Here is an 18,930-nt window from a genome sequence, read left to right on the forward strand (position 1 = left end):
GCAGGGGGGCAGGGGAGCAGGGAGCAGGGGAGCAAAGGGAGCAGGGGAGCAGGGAGCAGGGGAGCAAAGGGAGAAAAAATTTTCCCAATCACCAATTACCCATTACCAATCACCAATTACCCATTTTTAATTTTTAATTTTTAATTTTTAATTGATTTGGTGCAGTAGTAGAAACCATTGCGGCCATTAAGTGTTCCAACGCTACACTAAACGGTAAACGGTGGATATCAGAATTAGGTTCTAGACTAATTTCCGCTGCTGTTTGTAACTCAGCCAGAGTGATATTACCTAATCCCAAATCTGTTAATCTTTGGGGTAGTCCAATCTCTGCATAAAACTTCAACAATTGCTGTCTTGCTGACGCTGCTAATTGATTTCCCTGGATCATTTCTTCTAACCGCAGTTGTACTAGGATACCATAAGCAACCTTCTCACCGTGAATGCTACCATGCCCGGAAATGTGGGTTAAACCATTATGAACTGCATGGGCAGCGACTGTACGACATTGCGCCCCTCCTAGTCCCCCAATTACCCCAGCTAGGAGTACAGTTGCATCTACAACTTCTTGCCACACTTCGCTACCTGGGGATTGTAAAGCAGCAGCGGACTTTTGTAATAAAATATCTCGTAAAACTCGCGCTTGTTGGACTGCGGCAATGATGAGAGTTTGTTGTAAATGTCCACTACTCACTGATGCTTCATACCATTTAGCGATCGCATCCCCAATTCCTGCTACTAAAGTCCGTTGAGGTGCAGTCTGAATTAAATTATAATCCAAAATCAGCAAATCAGGACAGCGAGATAAAGCTACATCATACAAAAACGCCCCTGTTTCGGAATATACATTAGAAAGGGCAGTCCAAGCCGCACAGGTAGCAGCAGATGTGGGAATTGTCACAACTGGTAATGTCAATTGGTGGGCGACTAATTTAGCCGTATCCAAGGCTTTACCACCGCCAATACCGATAATTAGATCAGCCTGATGTTCCTTGGCTGCTTTACGTAAAGCTGTCAAACTAGCTTCACAACAATCAGCACCATAAGAGACAGAAATACTATGTAATTTTGGGGATTGGAAAAGAGATTGTAAACTCTCTTGGCTAAGATTGAGAGTCCGGTTTCCTGTGATAATTAACGGACGAGTTCCTAAATTAGCAACTTCAGCCGCGACTATTGACAACACACCCGCACCGCGAATTACTTTTCCAGGGGAAACGCTGAGGCTAAAAAATGAGCTAGTGGTTTGAGTAGATAAAGTTTCAGTAGAATGTTGATTAGACATGATCACTATTTTGCCAAAACTATTGATATTACTTAATCAAATTTTAAAATAACCTTTATTGTATTATAGAAGACAAAAAAATATACAAATAGGTAATAGGAAAAATATACAGCAGAATTAAGGAGTCAGGAGCAGGGAACAGGGGGAAAAAATTTACCAATTACCAATTAATTCACTGTCACCCTTCGGGTTCACCAGTCGCTCATGGGGGAAACCCCCAAGACCGCGCTGGTTCACCTGTCACCTGTCACCTGTCACCTATGAAGCCGTAGGTTTTGGTAATTCAGCAAACTTGTCTAAATAAACTTCTACTGCCATTTCTGAATCTTCACGACTTGCTAAAGTGCGTTTTACTTGACCTAAGTACACGGGTACAGACAACCCTATTTCAGGGTGAATAATAGTGCGAGCGCGGACTGTCAGTAGCTTGTTTCCGCCACTACCTAAGCGACCATAAGAATAGAGATTACTAGCTGCTTGACGTAAAGTAGCTTCTAATTCCGTAGGAGTAATGTTTGGTGGGGTGACAATTACAGTTTGATTAGAACCGTTGTCATAAACTAAGGTGTACTTGACCGCACCGGGAATAACTGTGCGACTCAGGGGAACGAGAGAAAGTGAAAATAATCCCCCTGTCAGTACCAGCATAAAGCCTGTTGTTCCCACCAATCGAAAGCGGAAGCCCCATTTGAAAATGAAAGCCAGGATTGTCAAGACTGCAAATACTATCGTCGCAATCCCACACCATTGGGTGTATTGCAGAAAATTAGCTGTACTAGGCATAAGGTTTTAATTACGGACATTCCCATTTTACACTTAGGGACTATATCTATGAAATTTGGAAAGTCTCTACAATTTCGGTTTTAGACTTTTAAAACATCCTTTTCCGGAATGGGATTAGGTAGTTCATCTTCCATCTGGCGCAGGTGGGGATACAAATAAGCAATAAAGGTGACTAAGATGCTAAATATCCCCATAATCACAAACATCAAACCAATACCACGACCAGTCCCAACACCAATAAATTTTCCAATACTAGCTGCGCCTAAACCATCAGCAGCCATTAAAGGTTCAAAAACTCGGTCAGCTAGTGGTCCTGCTATCAAATAAGAAAGTGGCAGAAATCCCTGACTTACTGCACTGCGAAACGCAAAGACTCTTCCTTGCACTTCTGGAGCAACTTGCTTTTGGAAAATTACTTGAATTGCACCATTAATGATTGGAACCATCAAAAATATGAAGAAATCAGAGATAGTAAATAGAATAGGTAAAGGACGCAAGCCAGCTAAAACATAGAATAAACCCAAAAAAAACATCGAGAAAAATATTATATTGATCTGGCGTTTTAGTCCCCCCCAAAAGATCATAATTAAACTGCCGACTAACATCCCCGAACAAGCAATAGAAGAGATTGTCCCTAAACCTTGAACGGAAGTGAAAGAAAGTACCAAAGGTGTAGTTAGAGCTTCATCGAAACCGATGAGGAAGTTACTGATAGCAATAAATATTACTAACCCAATCAGTCCAGGCCGCTCAATCAAATAATTCCATCCAAAGGTGACTTCTTGCCAAAATGAAGAGAGGAAACCAATTTCTTCTGTATTAGTTTCTGCGATCTGAACTTCAGGGAAATTAACTAATAACAAACAGATTAGGGCAAAGCACAATGTTGCTAAATCAATAACAACAATTCCCGGAATTTGCACAGTTGCTAACAGCGCAGTCGCAATTGCTGGTGAGAGAATTTCCGCAATAGCCAACCTAATCTGCGTCATCGAACTAGCACGACCAAGTTGTTCTTTAGGTACGAGTAATGTAGTAGCGGAAGAATAGGCAAGCCCTTGAAAGGCACTGCAACCAGAACTAATAGCACTAATTAGGCACAAACTCCAGACTTCTAAATTACCACTAACAAATAACCAGGCAATAGTTAGGGTACACAGACCAGCGCAGAAGTCACTAATAATCATAATCCAGCGACGACTCCAGCGGTCAACAAATACTCCAGCAATGGGGGAGATAATAATCCCAGGTAAGCTCGTTGAGAGAATTAGGAGAGTGAACTGGGTAATTGAGTTAGTATGCTGGTAAACCCAAATACTTAGAGCAAAAGTGGTCATGCGAGAGCCAACCAGAGATAACACCTGGCCAACCCAGATCAAAATAAAAGCACTCATGCTTTGAGTTATCTCTCCTTCCTGATTGGAGAAATACTTGGTCCACCTAAATAGAGACAATCCAAATCTGGGCTGTTCTTTCAATTCTGGTGGGTTGTTTTTTAACATAGCAACATTGACTATTGGTTAATTTGTGGCCAGACGTATTTTAAAATGTAGCATTTATTTCTCATTTTCCTGCTATACGGCGGTAAGACCAAAATATTGCGATGATTTGGTAGTAAGGGCTTCAGCCCTTAAATGAGGACTAAAGTCCTCACTACAAACCTAGAATTATTTAGTCCGTTTTATTTATGCAAATTCAGAAACCTGGCTGTTTGGGTGTTGGACGAGCTGCTGAAGAATTTCCTGGTAATAACTAAACAGAAACTCGATGGTTTCATTTGTAAATAACTCCTGGCTGTACAAGACTTTAATTTCCATGGTGGGATTATTTACAGAAGGTGAAGAAACATAAAGTTCTAGAGGAATTTCCTGAACCCATAAGCTGCGATCGCGCTTAATTGATACAAAGTCAACATCTAACATCCAGTTATGCCAATTTTGTGGAGGTAACATAGTTAGGGATGCTGAGATATTCAATGGTTGTTTACTGGTGATAGCGTCAATGACTGTTTGAATAGCAATCTCTTTATTGTTGATTGCTTCTGTGAGGGTTTCTTGGGCTTGTTCTAAAAGATTAATTCCGGTTTGTTCAGAGTGAAGATAGGATCTCAAAATTACATCATTGATGAAGCAACCGAGCATTTTTTCAGTTTCCACCGCACTCCGATTACCAATAGTTGCCATTACTAAAATGTCGTTTTGTCCACTGTATTTGAACAAAAGTATATTTAAAGCAGTGAGAATGATCGCAAAGATGCTGACCCTTTGAGAACGGCAGACAACTTCGATTGATACCACAAGACTTGCTGGCAGAATCACAGAATAAATAGCTGCGCTGGTGCTTTTGTTACTCAACTGTAGCTGATTGCTAGATACCTGATCAGATTCTAGTGAAGTATTAGTTAGTTTTTGTAGCCAGTAAGCAAGTTGCTTTTCTATGACCTTTTCATTAAAGTATTGCCGTTGCCAGAGGGTAAAATCTGCGTACTGAACAGGTAATTCGGGTAGGGGTGAAGGTAAACCATTCATAAAAGCTGCATAGAGGATTCCTAACTCCTCCAACAACAGACCAAATGACCAGCCATCTGTGATGATATGGTGCATATTGATTGTCAACCAATGTTCTTCTGGAGTTAGTCGCAATAAACTGGTTTTGATGAGAGGGACTAAAGCCAGATCAAAATGGTGATTATATTGCAGCGCAGCTAGTCTTTCTGCTTCAGATATTCGCTCTATCAAGGGTAGGTTTTGTAAGTCTATAATCTCTAATGGGATAGTCAGAAATGGGGTAATTACTTGTACAGGTTGACCTTCTACCATCGTAAAACCCGTGCGTAATATTTCATGACGACGAATTATTTCATTGAAACTGGACTCCAACACAGTTGCAGAAAGAGAGCCAGTGAAACGTAAAATAAAGAAGCTGTTGTAGGCGCAACTTTCAGGAGCTAATTGTTGTAAATACCATATAGACTCTTGTGCAAAAGACAGGGGGATATAAGTGTCTCGTGCTTGAGGGACAAGGGGTGGTAAGGTATCAACTGTTATGGCATCCAGTTGATGTGCAATTATTACTTGACTAAGTTCGGCGATAGTCGGGGCTGTAAATAGAGAACGCAGGGGCAGAACTATGGAAAAATGTTCTTGAATGCGAGATATTACAGATGTGATCAGGAGAGAGTGTCCCCCCAATTCAAAGAAGTTATCATAGATGCCCACCTGCTCCCGATGTAATACCGTACACCATATTTCCGCTAATTTTGCTTCTAGGGCAGTCCCTGGGGCAACAAAAGCGGCTTCTAGTTCTGAATTTGTTGTTTCTGGCTTTGGTAAAACCAGCCGGTCAACTTTACCATTAGGAGTTAGAGGTAAGGTTTTGAGCATCACAAAAGCCGCAGGTATCATATATTCAGGCAGATGTTCTTTGAGAAATTGACGTAATTTGCTACTGGTCAATGTTTCTGTTTCGCTAACAATATAAGCCGTTAAATACTTGTTGCCTGGATGATCTTCGCGGACAATAACTACTACCTGCTGAACTTGAGGATGTTGGGTTAATACCGTCTCAATTTCTCCTAGTTCAATCCGAAAACCCCTAATTTTGACTTGAAAATCAATCCGTCCGAGAAACTGAATATTTCCATCGGGTAATAATTTAACTTTGTCTCCAGTTTTATAAAGGCGTTTTCCAGGTTTAAAAGGATGAGGGACAAATTTCTCGTGAGTTAATTCTTGACGATGAAAATATTCTCGCGCCAACCCATCACCACCAAGGTACAATTCTCCTGGTACGCCTATGGGAACAAGTTGGTGATAGGAATCAAGTACGTAAACTTCCGTGTTGGCAATTGGATGACCGATGGGAATTGTTTCCGCATTTGGCTCTACTTTTTCCACAGGATACCAAGTTGAAAAGGTGGTATTTTCTGTAGGTCCATATAGGTGTAATAAATTCTCAGGCGCACCTTTATTTATCGCTTGTCGTACCCAATGCGGATCTACAGCTTCACCACCAAATAATAAATAGCGCAAGGGTTGAAAGGCTGTTGGTACTTCTTGAATAATTTGATTAAATAGAGCCGTAGTCACAAATAGAGTATTAATTCCTGTAGTGCGGATACTATTGGCTAAATTCTGGGCTGATGTAACAGTATCTTGGTCAAGAATCACCAATTTTGCCCCGTTAAGCAATGCTCCCCATATTTCAAAGGTCGCGGCATCAAAAGCAGTATTTGCCGCTTGAGCTATGGTATCTTCTGGTTGTAGATGCACATAATCGGTATTGATTACCAATCGGACTACGCTCTGATGCAGAACACAGACTCCCTTGGGCTTGCCTGTAGAGCCAGAAGTATAGATTATGTAAACTAAATTTTCAGGTGTAAAATTATTAATAGGATTATGGGAACTCTGACTGGCAATACTTTCAATTTCTAAATCTTTATCCCAACAAATAATTTTAGTTTGCGGTTGCTCTAGGGTTAATGATAAATGTGGGAGTAATAAAGAATGAGTTAAGATAATGGGCATTTGTGAATCTGCCACCATGTAATTGAGGCGTTCTGGAGGATAGTTAGGATCAAGTGGCACATAAGCACCACCAGCTTTTAAAATGCCCAAAAATCCTACTATCATTTCTAATGAACGTTCTAAATAGACACCCACTAATATTTCTGGTTCTACACCCAAAAACTGCAAATAATGAGCTAGTTTATTAGCTTGTAAGTTTAATTGTTGGTAGGTTAATTGCTGATCTTCAAACACTAATGCCACTGCATCAGGTGTTCTGGAAACCTGTTCCTCAAATAATTGATGAATGGATTTTTGGGGATAATCAGTTCCCGTATTATTCCATTCAACTAATAACTGATGCTTTTGGGATGCTGTTAGTAAAGGTAATGTTCTAATCTGCTCTTGAGGATCTGCCACAATTGCCTCAACTAAGGTATGAAAACTCTCAATCATCCTGGCAATAGTATCAGCATTAAATAAATTAGCATTATATTCAAATGCACCTATCAATTCAGTTCCTGATGCTGAATCTTTTTCCTGCATTGATAAGGTTAAATCAAAAGTTGCCCCCGCTGTCGCTTTTGCTAATTCTATTTGTGTAACTTGTAAATCTCCTAATACCAGTTTTGACACCGGAGAATTCTGCAATACAAACATGACTTGAAATAAGGGACTATGACTGAGGTGGCGCTGAGGTTGGAGGGTTTCTACAAGTTGATCAAAGGGGATATCTTGGTGAGCATAAGCATCAAGTGCCATCTGTCGCACCTGTTGGAGTAATTCTATAAATGTGGGATTTCCTTCCAGACGAGTTCGTAAAACCAAGGTATTCACAAAGAAGCCAATTAATGGCTCTAACGCGACACGATTGCGATTACTAATGGGAGAACCAATGACAATATCTTCCTGACCACTGTAGCGGGAAAGTAAGATCACAAAAGCAGTGAGAAGTGTCATAAACAGGGAAGAACCCGATTTTTGACTGAGGCTTTTAAGTTTGTGAGTGAGTTGGAAATCAAATTGAAATTTCTGGAGATCACCGCGAAAGGTTTGAATTGCTGTCCGTGATTGATCAGTAGGTAATTCAATTACTGCGGGAATATCTGCTAATTGTTGTTTCCAGTAATCAAGTTGTGCGGTTTGATTTTCCAGCCATTGTCGCTGCCAATAAGCATAGTCGGCATACTGAATTGATAATTCAGCTAAGGGAGAAGGTAAACCCGCTGTCAAGGCTGAATAAATAACCGATAATTCTTGGAGAAAATTTCCTGCTGACCAGGCATCAGAAATGATGTGGTGCATTATTACTAATAACTGATGGGATTTTTCTCCCAATTGGATTAATGTCACTCTTAAGAGAGATGATTCAGCTAAATCAAAAGGGCGAAGATATTCATTAGTAATTAATCTTTGTGCTTCAGCCATTTTGTCATCTTCTGCTAATTCCTGTAAATCTATTACAGGTAAGGTAAATGCTAATTTATCAGCAATAATTTGGATGGGTTGACCATCGGTAATTCCAAAACTGGTACGCAGGGTTTCATGACGATTAATAATTGTGGCGATCGCCCCTTCAAGTGCCGTAAAGTTAAGTAATCCTTGTAGATTCAAGACTCTGACAATATTGTACGCAGGATTTGGTCCTTCCATTTGATCAAGAAACCAAAAACGCTGCTGGGTTAATGAAAGTGGTAATTCGCTATTTCGAGAAACTGGTTCTAAGGTTGGCAGTAAATTCTGAACAGAAGTGCCAATTTGTTCACTAAATGTGGCAATTGTTGGTGCGGCAAATAAACTGGCAATTGATAATTCTAGGGATAGTGCTTCACGCAATCTCGATATAACTAAACTTGCTAATAGGGAATGTCCACCCAATTCTAAAAAATTATCATGGATGCCAATTTTTTCGATTCCTAAAACTTCTGCCCAGATGTTAGCAATAATTATTTGTATAGGTGTTTGCGGAGGAACAAATTGACTTTGAATCGCCGATAAATCAGGCTCAGGTAAACTGTTACGGTCTAATTTACCATTAGGTAAAATTGGTAATTGCTCCATGACCATTAAGGTATGGGGAATCATATAATCTGGCAGTTTACTAGCAAGAAAATTGCGTAATTCTCCCAAATTAAAATCTTGATTATTGACTACGATATAAGCAACTAACCGCTGACCACCAGATACATCTTTTCTGGCAGAAACGACAGCTTCTCGAATACTAGGATGGAGTTTAATTACTGCTTCAATTTCTTCCAGTTCAACCCGCATTCCTCGGATATTTACTTGAAAATCAATCCGACCAAGAATTTCTAAATTTTGATTAATTGAATAACGGGCAACATCCCCGGTTTTAAAAAGTCGTTGTTGAGAATTAAAAGGATCAATAATGAATTTTTCCCCATTTGCTTCGGTGCGATTCAGATAGCCTCGTGCTAAGGTAGAACCCGCAATATGTACTTCTCCAGACTCACCAATTTTTACTGGTTCAAGTTGGGAGTTGAGTAGATAAATCTGCTGAATATCTGGGAGAGGATAACCAACTGGTACATATCCATCTTCAAGGTTGCAGTCGTCTGGAATGGGATAAAAACCATGTCCAATACTTTCTGTTTGACCGAGAATATTAAAAAACAGGGGTGGTGTTTTAAACAGGTTGTGTAACTTTTTAATTAGTTGATAGGGTAATAATTCGCCACCAAATACTATTAATCTTAATTTTGATTCGCTCAGGGCTTGTGTATATTTTGGCTCTAAACTTTCTAAAGCAATTAGTCCATATCTCCATACAGAAGGTACACCGTCAGAAATGGTAACACCACGTTTTTGAATTAATTCAAATAGGCTTAAAGGAGTTCTTGTTTGTTCACGAGTAGCCAGAATACTGGTTGCACCTTGGGATAAAGGTAAGAATAATTGTCTGACTGAAGCAGTAAAAGAGAAAGATGCTGTGTGCAGATAAATATCGTGGCTATTAACTGGTAATATTTTAGCGATCGCCTCAAGATAATTACAAACACTAGCATGAGGCATTTGTACTCCTTTTGGCTTGCCAGTAGAACCAGAAGTATATATTAAGTAAGCCAGGTTTTCTGCTTGTACTTCACTAATTGGATTTACTTGACTTTGTTTTTCAATCTCGTGCCAATCTGCATCTAGACAAATGACTGAGGCACTCATAACAGGAAGAATTTCTAGCCATTGCACGTTAGTTAAAAGAATTGGTAATTTGGTATCTTCTAACATAAATGCTAGGCGTTCTTGGGGATAAGCAGGATCTAAGGGAACATAAACTCCACCCGCTTTGAGAATACCAAGAATTCCTATTATTACTTCTAGAGAACGCTCTATACATAGACCCACCAATACCTCTTGACCTACCCCCATTGCTTGCAAATGATGTGCCAGTTGATTAGCTTTTGCATTCAATTCTCTGTAGGTCAATTGTTGGTTTTCAAATATTACTGCTACCGCGTCAGGTGTTTTTTCTACCTGCTCTGCAAAAAGGTGATGAATGCACTTATTTTGAGAATATCTCATGTTGTTATATCTATACTGAGTTTTTGCTGATTCTCTGTCTAATTGCTCGCAAAGGCTGTAAAACCATATTGGTGACACTATTAAATAAGGTTGATTCACCATCTGATAAACCAAAGTCCAATTTTTCATAATTTTTTGGTACATATAAAGAACCAAAAATCCAGTCCCAAAATGCGAAAATATAACCAAAGTTTTTATCATAATGTTTGGGATCTACACTATGATGAATTTGGTGTTGCGCTGGACTGATGAAAATATGGCTAATCCACTGAGGATAAGCTAACCAGATATGAGAATGACGCAAGTTATAACCTGCTAAATAAAAGATAAAAATCTCAAAGCTGACTCCATAAATTAATAGCTCTTTCATCCCATTACCAAATAAGTAGAACCAAATACCTGTTCCTAAACTGGACATTGTTACAATCGTCGTTGTACCTAAAAACATCTCAAATGGATGAATACGATATACCGTCAATGGTGTGAGGGCTTCGGCTGAATGATGTACTTTATGAAATTCCCACAAAATTGAGATTCTGTGAGCAAGATTATGGTAGAAAAAATTAGCAAAATCACCTAATAATGCTACAAAAATGCTGAATATGATATGATGCCACAATTGGGGATGCGTTAATAAAAAAGGTGTGGTGATTCCTGTAATTTGTGTGATACTTTCGCAAGTTATGTCGGCAATTTTTGCTACATATATTGTTGCTGGGACTACGAAAAATATCTCGAATAAAGAAATCAAAAAAAAATATTTGTATTGAGTAATAGATGAAGGATGTAAATAAATTTCTTTGGGTAAAAGGTATTCTAGTAAATTTTTCTCCTTGTCACGATTGGGTAAACCAAATATATATAGTATTGTCGCCAGTATTATAGTTGAAAGCAGATACAACCAATAAATTTGGGATGCTGCCATAAATGGCACTTTAAATGGATATACTATACGGTTGACTATTTCCATCATTAGTAAATTCAAAGATTTGATCCAATACCTGTAGATATCTTATTATTAAGATTGCATCTTTTCCCTATTTCCTGCTATATTGATACATAACTCCACACAATGCAGCGACAAAAATCCAAGAAAGAGTATTCAACCGAATATCAAAAATAGTAATATCAACAGTATTAAATAATATCCAGCTTATAAAAGTGATAATATAACTAAAGAATATTAGGCGATTTTTTGGTTCTATAGATGGGGATTTCCAGAGAAGTTGACTAGCTGCAATTAATATCCAAATTAGTAACCCATAAAATAGTAAAGTAGTAATTAAACCAGTTTCCGCAGACAGCATTAAAAATAGGTTATGGGGATGGTTAACATCAATTTGCATCTGGGTTTTATACAGTCCACCAAAACTGCGTAAACCTGAACCAGTTAAAGGATGTTGTTGAGTTAAATTAAGAGCAAATTCCCATTGGGTTTTCCTCATTAATGCCACTGGTCTATCAGGAAACATATCATCATTTAACCGCGCCCAAATTCCGTAGGGAACGAAGTTACGGAAAAATTGGGAAATGGGTGAAGGGGCAAAAGCTGCTAATAGAAAACTACTGCAAATACTAATAATAGCAGCAACAATTAACCGCCAACCTTGATATAAGGCATAAGCTAAACAGGCAAAGATAGTGATTCCCCAGCCATTCCGAGAATTAGTTAAAATCAAAGCGATAAAATTCGCAAATACCGCAATTGTTAAAAAGATAATCAGGCGATTTTTTTGTTTGAGTTGGCGATAATTTTCTAGCCATAAACCTAAACCCAAAATAAAAATAGTTACTAAATAAGCGGCTAAAGTATTAGGGTGCATGAAGTTAGAAGTCATGCGTCCTGATAATGATTGTTCTGGTGCAACTATCCAATCAAAGACAATCCAGAGAAACTGAAATTGGAAATTCCAACCAAGAAATAATTGCCCAAAACCTATTATTAAAACAGGTACAGAACCAAACACCATTATCCAAGAGATTTGTCTTAATTGGGCTGGTGTTTGAATTAGGGGTGTGAGTCCAGTGAAAAAGAAAAAGAAGGGGACTAAGTTGAATAAACCTAAAAAAGCCTCTAGTTTATGAGAGGCAAATCCGGTAGTAATGAGTAGTAAGATACTCAAAAGAGCAAATCCCTTGTGAATTGGATTCTGGCTAATAATCCGGTGTTGTTTGCGCCACGTTAATGATGATGCCACAACTATAGAAAGACCGCCTAAAAATGGACTCAGGGGGAAAGATATTAGTCCAAATTGCAGCCAATTCCAAGGGGTTTGTAAGCGGGGGTTTGGATGATAAAAAGTTTTATTTAAGCGATTTCCCAGCATTCTGTACGGGTAAGACGAATTTGCGCGAGGGTGAAGACAGTAGGAATAATTCTGCCATAGTTTGTGGAGATCGCTCTCCAACCCAAATCAGCAAAAAACCAAGCCCACATCACTGGACCCACAAAAGCAAACATACTACGAACAGCACTATAACGGGCTGCACTCACTGTCATCCCCCGTCGGGAAATTTGTAAAGCTACATAGTTTTGAAACTGTTTAGTTGCTAATCCTGTCCCTGTAATTGCTGCTTCTTTAGCTACTTGATAAGTAGCAAAGTGAATAGCAAATTGACGCGCAATTTGTTGGAGAACATAAGGTTGAATCACAGAAGTGACAGCTAAGGCGCTACCACCTTTAAAAATTAATCCTAAAGGATCATGTTGCAATGATAAAGGTAATGGTTGTTTAAGTTTTGATTCTACTAATTGACGTTGCACCTTGATAGTTAATTCTTGTTTTTCTTGTTCTGGTAGTTTTTTCCAAACCTTTCCTAACAGATGCAAAAATACCTCGGCTTCTAAATCAATTGTTGTTAAATTTTGATAATAGTGAATTTTGAGATATTTACATACTTGAATTAAGGCTTGTCGGTAAGTTACTTGATCAGTACGTCGCCGTAATACCGTGATCCCATCAGCCGCTAAAAAACGAAACCGATCTTCTATTGCATCTAACCAAGCTTGCCGATCTTGGCTTTGCACTGTTATGGGTTCGGGTGTGTGAACATAATCTAAGGGGTTAAACTTGCGACTAAACAGAATTGCTGTCAAGTCCTGTAGTTCTTCTTCCGTGGCTAGTTCCAATACCGCCCTGAGTTCTTCCAATTTCCCTTCCTCTCTTCCGTGCAGCTTGTCTGTACCCTATTCTACCTAAGAAGGGAACAAGAAATGGAGAACTCTTAACTGTTTTTCTTCTTTCCTTCATTCCCCCACCAAGATCAGTAGCAGATTTCAGCCTTTTGTATTCCTCTCTATTTATTTTTTACAAAAATAACCAGAAATTTATCAACTTTTTGCCCGTTATGTAACGTACATAGTAAGTTTAAATTTCCAGTAATTTTAACCATAATTAATATTTATAATAAGTGCCAAAAAGTGATCCCTAATGGTTAATACTGCGTTTTGTGTATTTTTTTATGAGAGCCAAAGAAATTTGGCATAATTATTATTATGGAGCTAAAGTCATATATCTTAACGGCTAATATACAACAAATTAAAGTCAAAAAGCCTTGCCGTAAAAAAGTTTGTAGGGATAAATTTCGTAAAATAACAGTAAAAACTCTGTTGAACAAATTTACTAACTTTAACAAACAGGAGATAAAAATCATGCAAACAGTAATTAAACTAACACAGCAAGCCGTTATCGGTGAAATTAACAGTGTATTAGATACATATCCATACCAACCTTATCAACAAGCTTTTGCAATTCCTGATTTACGTCAAGAGTTAATTTCCTTCGTTATTCATCGTCTTCCTTGCTTTCATAACCAAATTTCCCATAGCTTACTACTCAATGATGATGTTCAAGTTCACTCTTTTCGGAGTAAGTTACCTCTTTATCCTTTAGAACAACAACTACACTTACAAAAGTTAATTCATGAAGGTATTTCCTCAATTATCAGAGATAAATCAGACTGGATTAGTAATTACCTTTGTGAAACTGTTGAACCCAATTGTCAAACCTCTCATTGGTTTGGATAAAATCTGTGTCATCAAGTTAATATTACTTTACAAAAAACAACTTTACGTAACATTTAGTTTTTAAGTGCGATGTGCTTAAATTTCGACAACTTTCCGAGTTGTCAGAGTTACAAGGAAGCTACTCAATCGCACTGACAGCAGAGAACAGGGAACAGAGAACTGGTTGAAAGTCTGGCTTTGACAAAGCTTTGTTCTTAAACTTTGTACCTCATTTACCTGAAATCTGCTGTATTTTATCTTGTAGAGATACTCAAAACTTGATAAAATATTGACAATCTAGCTGATGAGTTGAGAAATATGCCAAGCATAAACATTGAAGTTCAATTATCTTCAGAACAACTGCTTAAAGCTGCTGAACAATTAACCCACAATAATTTAGAAGAATTTATCTCTCAACTTGTGATTTTGTCTACTCACAAAAAAGCAACCAAGTTGCTAAAAAATGAAGTACAATTATTCTTGAAAACACATCAAGATATGGTCATAGATCATAATAATTATGAAAATTTGATAGATAAAAGAGAAGTAGAAACATTAACGAAAGAAGAATATCAAGCATTATTATATCTAGGTGAACAGATAGATAGATTACAAGCACAGCGCATAGAATATATGGCAGAGTTGGCAAAAATACATGGCATTTCTTTAACTAAACTCATGGAAAGTTTAGGTCTTGAATAGAATAAGGAAAGTCTCTACAAGAGTTTTAAACCATGCACTTTTAGATTTTAGATGAGAAAATTTGGTATAGGTTCCCCGTCCTCTACTGACGGAAAAATACTCGCTGCGCTGCGTACGCTTCGCTAACGTAAATCCCAAATCCAAAATTGTAAATCCAAAATCGAGTGACGCTCTTGTTACCCAATATTTATAAGTATTTGTTGGTTTTCGCTGTCGCTTAACCCAACCTTGTATCTTAGAGTTCTCTTAGGGACTTCCAAATAAAAAAACACTCAACCACCTAACGTAAAAAACCTCTCAAACCCTTATTCCTCTGTGTCCTCTGCGCCTCTGCGTGAAACAAATTCATACTTTCATTTAGCAACACCAATAATTAAAACCTTAATTAGGTATTGGCAGGTGTAGCGATCGCCTGTATATTTTATCATATTGGATATACAGGAAAATTTTATGGTACGGAAAGAAGCACAGTGGCTGCAAACCGCTTTACGAATCAAAGGTTCAGTAATTTCTGCAATTTACCAACAGGTGATTTTATTTGGAATTTTTGGGGTATTAATTTCTATCCTTTATCATTTTAAAGTTCCCGTTTCTCAACCTATTTTAGGTAGTGTTATTCCTAGTATTGTCTTAGGTTTATTATTAGTATTCCGCACCAATACAGCTTATGAACGTTTTTGGGAAGGGAGAAAAAGCTGGGGTTCAATGGTTAATGCTATCCGTAATTTAGCCCGACAAATTTGGGTATCTATTGATGAAAAAGAACCAGAAGATAAAAGTCGTAAAATTGATGCCTTAAACTTACTTGTTGCTTTTGGAGTATCAACAAAACTACATTTACGAGGTGAACCTATCAGTAGTGATTTAGAAGAATTAATATCCCAGTCTAAATATATCAAATTAAAAAATATGAATAATCCACCTTTAGAGGTTGCTTTTTGGATTAGTGATTATTTAGAACAGCAGTATAACCGCAATTGCATCAATAGTTATCAACTAGCATCTTTACAATCATTACTAAATCTATTGGTAGATAATTTAGGTGCTTGCGAACGGATTTTGAAAACACCAATGCCCTTAGCTTATGCTATTCACTTAAAACAATTATTGTTATTATATTGTTTTCTTTTACCATTTCAAATAGTACAAAGTCTTGGTTGGTGGACAGGGTTTATTTCTGCTTTAGTCAGTTTTACATTATTAGGTATTGAAGCAATTGGTTTAGAAATAGAAAATCCCTTTGGTTATGATGAAAATGATTTACCTTTAGATGCCATTTGTACCAATATCAAGTTAAACATTGATGATCTAACTACCCTGACTCCTAGTCTTCATAAATAGCTAAAATTTCCTAATTAGGTACTTAATTCTGAATCATAAATTCTATTTTGATAAATTTCCACAAATCAGTTAGAATAGTTTCAGTATATCCTCCTTTCCTCGGTCCCTAACTAATAACTTAAGTAGGTAGGTGGGAAAACTTATAACTATGTCATTGCGAGTGGAACGCAGCAATCCCAACAGTTTTGGGTAATTTACAGTTCGTTACATAGTTGGGTTGATTAGCATCTACCTACTTACATCAAAGAATCCTCAATGATTCCTGAAAAATCTGGTTTTACCTTTTCCTTTATGTAAAACAACATTTATAAGCATTTTTTGGGTTGCGCTGTCGCTTAACTCAACCTACAAAAATCAAACAGGATTCCTCTAGAATTTTCACATAATTTGTATTTTCATTTCCTACCATGATTTCCCTTTCTCCCGAACTCCAAGCTAGACTATCCACCCCTCTAAAAATTGGTTCATTTGAAGTTAAAAGCCGTGTTTTACAGTCTCCATTATCGGGGGTGACAGATATGGTATTTCGTCGCTTAGTGCGTCGTTATGCACCAGAATCTATGATGTATACAGAAATGGTAAATGCTACAGGTTTACACTATGTTAACCAATTACCAAAAATAATGGAAGTAGATCCTCAAGAACGACCTATCAGTATTCAACTATTTGATTGTCGTCCCGATTTTTTAGCAGAAGCAGCAATAAAAGCCGTTGCTGAAGGTGCAGATACTGTTGATATTAATATGGGATGTCCTGTTAATAAAATTACTAAAAATGGGGGTGGTTCTTCCTTATTGCGTCAACCAGAAATTGCCGAAGTAATTGTGCGAGAAGTTGTCAAAGCAGTAGATGTTCCTGTGACAGTAAAAACCCGCATTGGTTGGAATGATCATGAAATTACCATTCTTGATTTTGCTAAACGCATGGAAAATGCGGGTGCAAAAATGATTACTGTCCATGGACGCACTCGCTCTCAAGGTTACAATGGTAATGCACGCTGGGAATGGATAGCTAAAGTCAAAGAAGTTTTATCAATTCCTGTAATTGGTAATGGGGATATTTTTTCTGTAGAAGCTGCGGTAAAATGTTTAGAACAAACGGGTGCAGATGGAGTAATGTGTTCTCGTGGAACTTTAGGTTATCCGTTTTTAGTTGGTGAAGTTGATCATTTCTTGAAAACTGGAGAATTACTACCATCTCCTAACCCAATTCAACGCTTAGAATGCGCCAGAGAACATCTTTTTGCCCTATGGGAATACAAGGGAGATAGGGGGATACGTCAAGCTCGTAAACACATGACTTGGTATGCAAAAGGCTTTGTTGGTGCTGCTGATTTGCGGGGGAAATTAAGTTTAGTAGAAACTGTCCAACAAGGTTTAGATTTGATTGACAGTGCTATGGAAAGATTAGCCCATGGTTATGAACTTGAGGAAGAAACAGCAGCTACTACTGCACTATAGAAGGAGTTAGGAGAAAAAAGATCATTAGTTGATATGGAGTTTTATTTATCAGGACTAATATATCCTTCTTTTTTCAATTTTTCTAATGCCCTTTCGGCTGCTTGTTTACCATATCTAATGCCAATTGCTGTAGATTCCTTAGAAATTTGAGGAATCACAGCTAATGTTTTCTTTCCTAATGGTGTTTCGTAAAATGCGATAATTCCTTTGATTTCTTCATTAGTAAAATATTTGCTATAAATGGGGATATATTCATCTATCATTTCATCTTGTTTTAGTTCAGCCATAAACGTATCCCAAAATTTTGCAGGTGCTTGGGGATATTCAGCTTTCAAGCTATCTATTAGTTGCGTAATTATTTTGCGAGAAAGATTTCGTGAACCAGTTATATCTAATAATTTTTTAACGTTATTGATTTTTTCTGCTTCTTGAATGGAACTAGCTGGAGTTTGTGCGAAAGCAGGTAGACTAAAATTAGTAAGCAAGGAAAGTGAAGCTGCAAAAACGAAAGTTTTTATCTGCATTGATTTAAAACCTAATTCTGTATTCTTATTTTATAGCACTCTTACTTGATTTATAACATTATACAAGCAAATATTCGATTTTTTTATGTTGTAACTATATTATAAATTGGCGTTGCTGATTAACGGTATGAATTTTAGTCTCACGCAAAGGCGCAAAGACGCAAAGGTAAGAGTTTTAAAGTTCAATTTAGGAATTTCATACCTCAATATGGCTATCGCCACGCAGGCTATCAGCAACGCCATAAATTTAAAGTTAGAAATCGTGGATCTTACTTTTCATAACTTCACAACTTTTAAAGTCTGCAAAGTTTCATCTCCACAACCAGTAATAAATCCCCCTGTCATTTTAACTTGTTGAAGATATTCCAAAGCTGATTTTGTAATTAATTCTCCTGGCATTAATACAGGAATTCCTGGAGGATAAGGACAAATAATTTCTGCACAAATCCGTTCTTGGGTTTTCTCTAAAGGGAGAATTTCACTATTAGCAAAAAAAGCCTCACGGGGAGAAATGGATATAGTACTGGTAAATATATCATCGTTTTTATAATTACATACCGAATACTGAGTTGTCAACAGTGTGATATGGGTAAGATGATTCAGTGATTGAATTAATTGTTGAATATCCGTTTGTGTGTTTCCTAAACTAATAATAAAAGTAAGATTTTGCAAAGATGAAAATTCTGGAGTGACATTAAATTTTTTATCTAAAATTTCTTCAGCTTCAAACCAGTAAATCCTAATTTGTGGACATTTACTGTTAATCGAGTTTTGTCTAAAATCT

The 18,930-nt window shown here is 37.5% G+C and carries 12 protein-coding genes and 1 pseudogene; 4 read left to right on the forward strand and 9 right to left on the reverse strand.

The annotated features are described in order from the left end of the window. Positions 1-133: 133 nt before the first annotated feature. From FJR38_RS02015 to FJR38_RS02045, 7 genes are all read right to left on the reverse strand, one after another. A complete protein-coding gene (locus tag FJR38_RS02015) occupies positions 134-1,282 on the reverse strand; it encodes an iron-containing alcohol dehydrogenase family protein (protein ID WP_168494835.1) in 1,149 nt (382 codons plus the stop codon). A 258-nt stretch (positions 1,283-1,540) separates the two neighbouring features. Next, on the reverse strand, positions 1,541-2,065 hold the full coding sequence (locus FJR38_RS02020; RefSeq protein WP_168494833.1) for a Ycf51 family protein: 525 nt from the start codon (positions 2,063-2,065) through the stop codon (positions 1,541-1,543). Positions 2,066-2,145: 80 nt separating this feature from the next. Beyond that, the gene (locus FJR38_RS02025; RefSeq protein ID WP_254445267.1) at positions 2,146-3,459 is read right to left on the reverse strand and encodes an MFS transporter; all 1,314 of its coding nucleotides are present in this window, start codon (positions 3,457-3,459) and stop codon (positions 2,146-2,148) included. Between the two features lie 291 nt (positions 3,460-3,750). After that, positions 3,751-10,113 carry a non-ribosomal peptide synthetase gene (locus tag FJR38_RS02030; protein WP_168494829.1) on the reverse strand — a complete coding sequence of 2,121 codons (6,363 nt, stop codon included), beginning with the start codon at positions 10,111-10,113 and terminating at the stop codon, positions 3,751-3,753. Between the two features lie 10 nt (positions 10,114-10,123). Beyond that, a complete protein-coding gene (locus tag FJR38_RS02035; protein ID WP_254445266.1) occupies positions 10,124-11,038 on the reverse strand; it encodes a sterol desaturase family protein in 915 nt (304 codons plus the stop codon). A gap of 112 nt (positions 11,039-11,150) precedes the next feature. Further along, positions 11,151-12,440 carry an O-antigen ligase gene (locus tag FJR38_RS02040; protein ID WP_168494825.1) on the reverse strand — a complete coding sequence of 430 codons (1,290 nt, stop codon included), beginning with the start codon at positions 12,438-12,440 and terminating at the stop codon, positions 11,151-11,153. Continuing rightward, entirely contained in the window at positions 12,422-13,264 is an 843-nt protein-coding gene (locus FJR38_RS02045; RefSeq protein ID WP_168535110.1) for a YaaW family protein, read from the reverse strand. The genes FJR38_RS02040 and FJR38_RS02045 overlap by 19 nt, the downstream gene beginning before the upstream one ends. Before the next feature lie 501 nt (positions 13,265-13,765). Here FJR38_RS02045 and FJR38_RS02050 point away from each other — a divergent pair. From FJR38_RS02050 to dusB, 4 genes are all read left to right on the forward strand, one after another. Next, complete coding sequence (locus FJR38_RS02050; protein ID WP_168535112.1) at positions 13,766-14,140, forward strand: hypothetical protein; 375 nt, start codon at positions 13,766-13,768, stop codon at positions 14,138-14,140. 297 nt (positions 14,141-14,437) lie between these two features. Then, positions 14,438-14,821 carry an STAS/SEC14 domain-containing protein gene (locus FJR38_RS02055; RefSeq protein WP_174763851.1) on the forward strand — a complete coding sequence of 128 codons (384 nt, stop codon included), beginning with the start codon at positions 14,438-14,440 and terminating at the stop codon, positions 14,819-14,821. A gap of 450 nt (positions 14,822-15,271) precedes the next feature. Then, positions 15,272-16,162, forward strand: a complete 891-nt coding sequence (locus FJR38_RS02060) for a bestrophin family protein (RefSeq protein WP_168535114.1) — start codon at positions 15,272-15,274, stop codon at positions 16,160-16,162. A 407-nt stretch (positions 16,163-16,569) separates the two neighbouring features. Then, the gene (gene dusB / locus FJR38_RS02065; protein ID WP_168535116.1) at positions 16,570-17,622 is read left to right on the forward strand and encodes a tRNA dihydrouridine synthase DusB; all 1,053 of its coding nucleotides are present in this window, start codon (positions 16,570-16,572) and stop codon (positions 17,620-17,622) included. Between the two features lie 41 nt (positions 17,623-17,663). Here dusB and FJR38_RS02070 read toward each other — a convergent pair whose 3' ends face one another. After that, positions 17,664-18,146, reverse strand: coding sequence for a DUF2059 domain-containing protein (locus FJR38_RS02070; RefSeq protein WP_168494815.1), 483 nt, complete (start codon positions 18,144-18,146; stop codon positions 17,664-17,666). Between the two features lie 276 nt (positions 18,147-18,422). Further along, positions 18,423-18,930, reverse strand: a pseudogene (locus tag FJR38_RS02075) (arginine decarboxylase); the annotation flags it as partial.

Source organism: Anabaena sp. UHCC 0253 (assembly GCF_009712085.1).
Taxonomy (GTDB): Bacteria; Cyanobacteriota; Cyanobacteriia; order Cyanobacteriales; family Nostocaceae; genus Dolichospermum.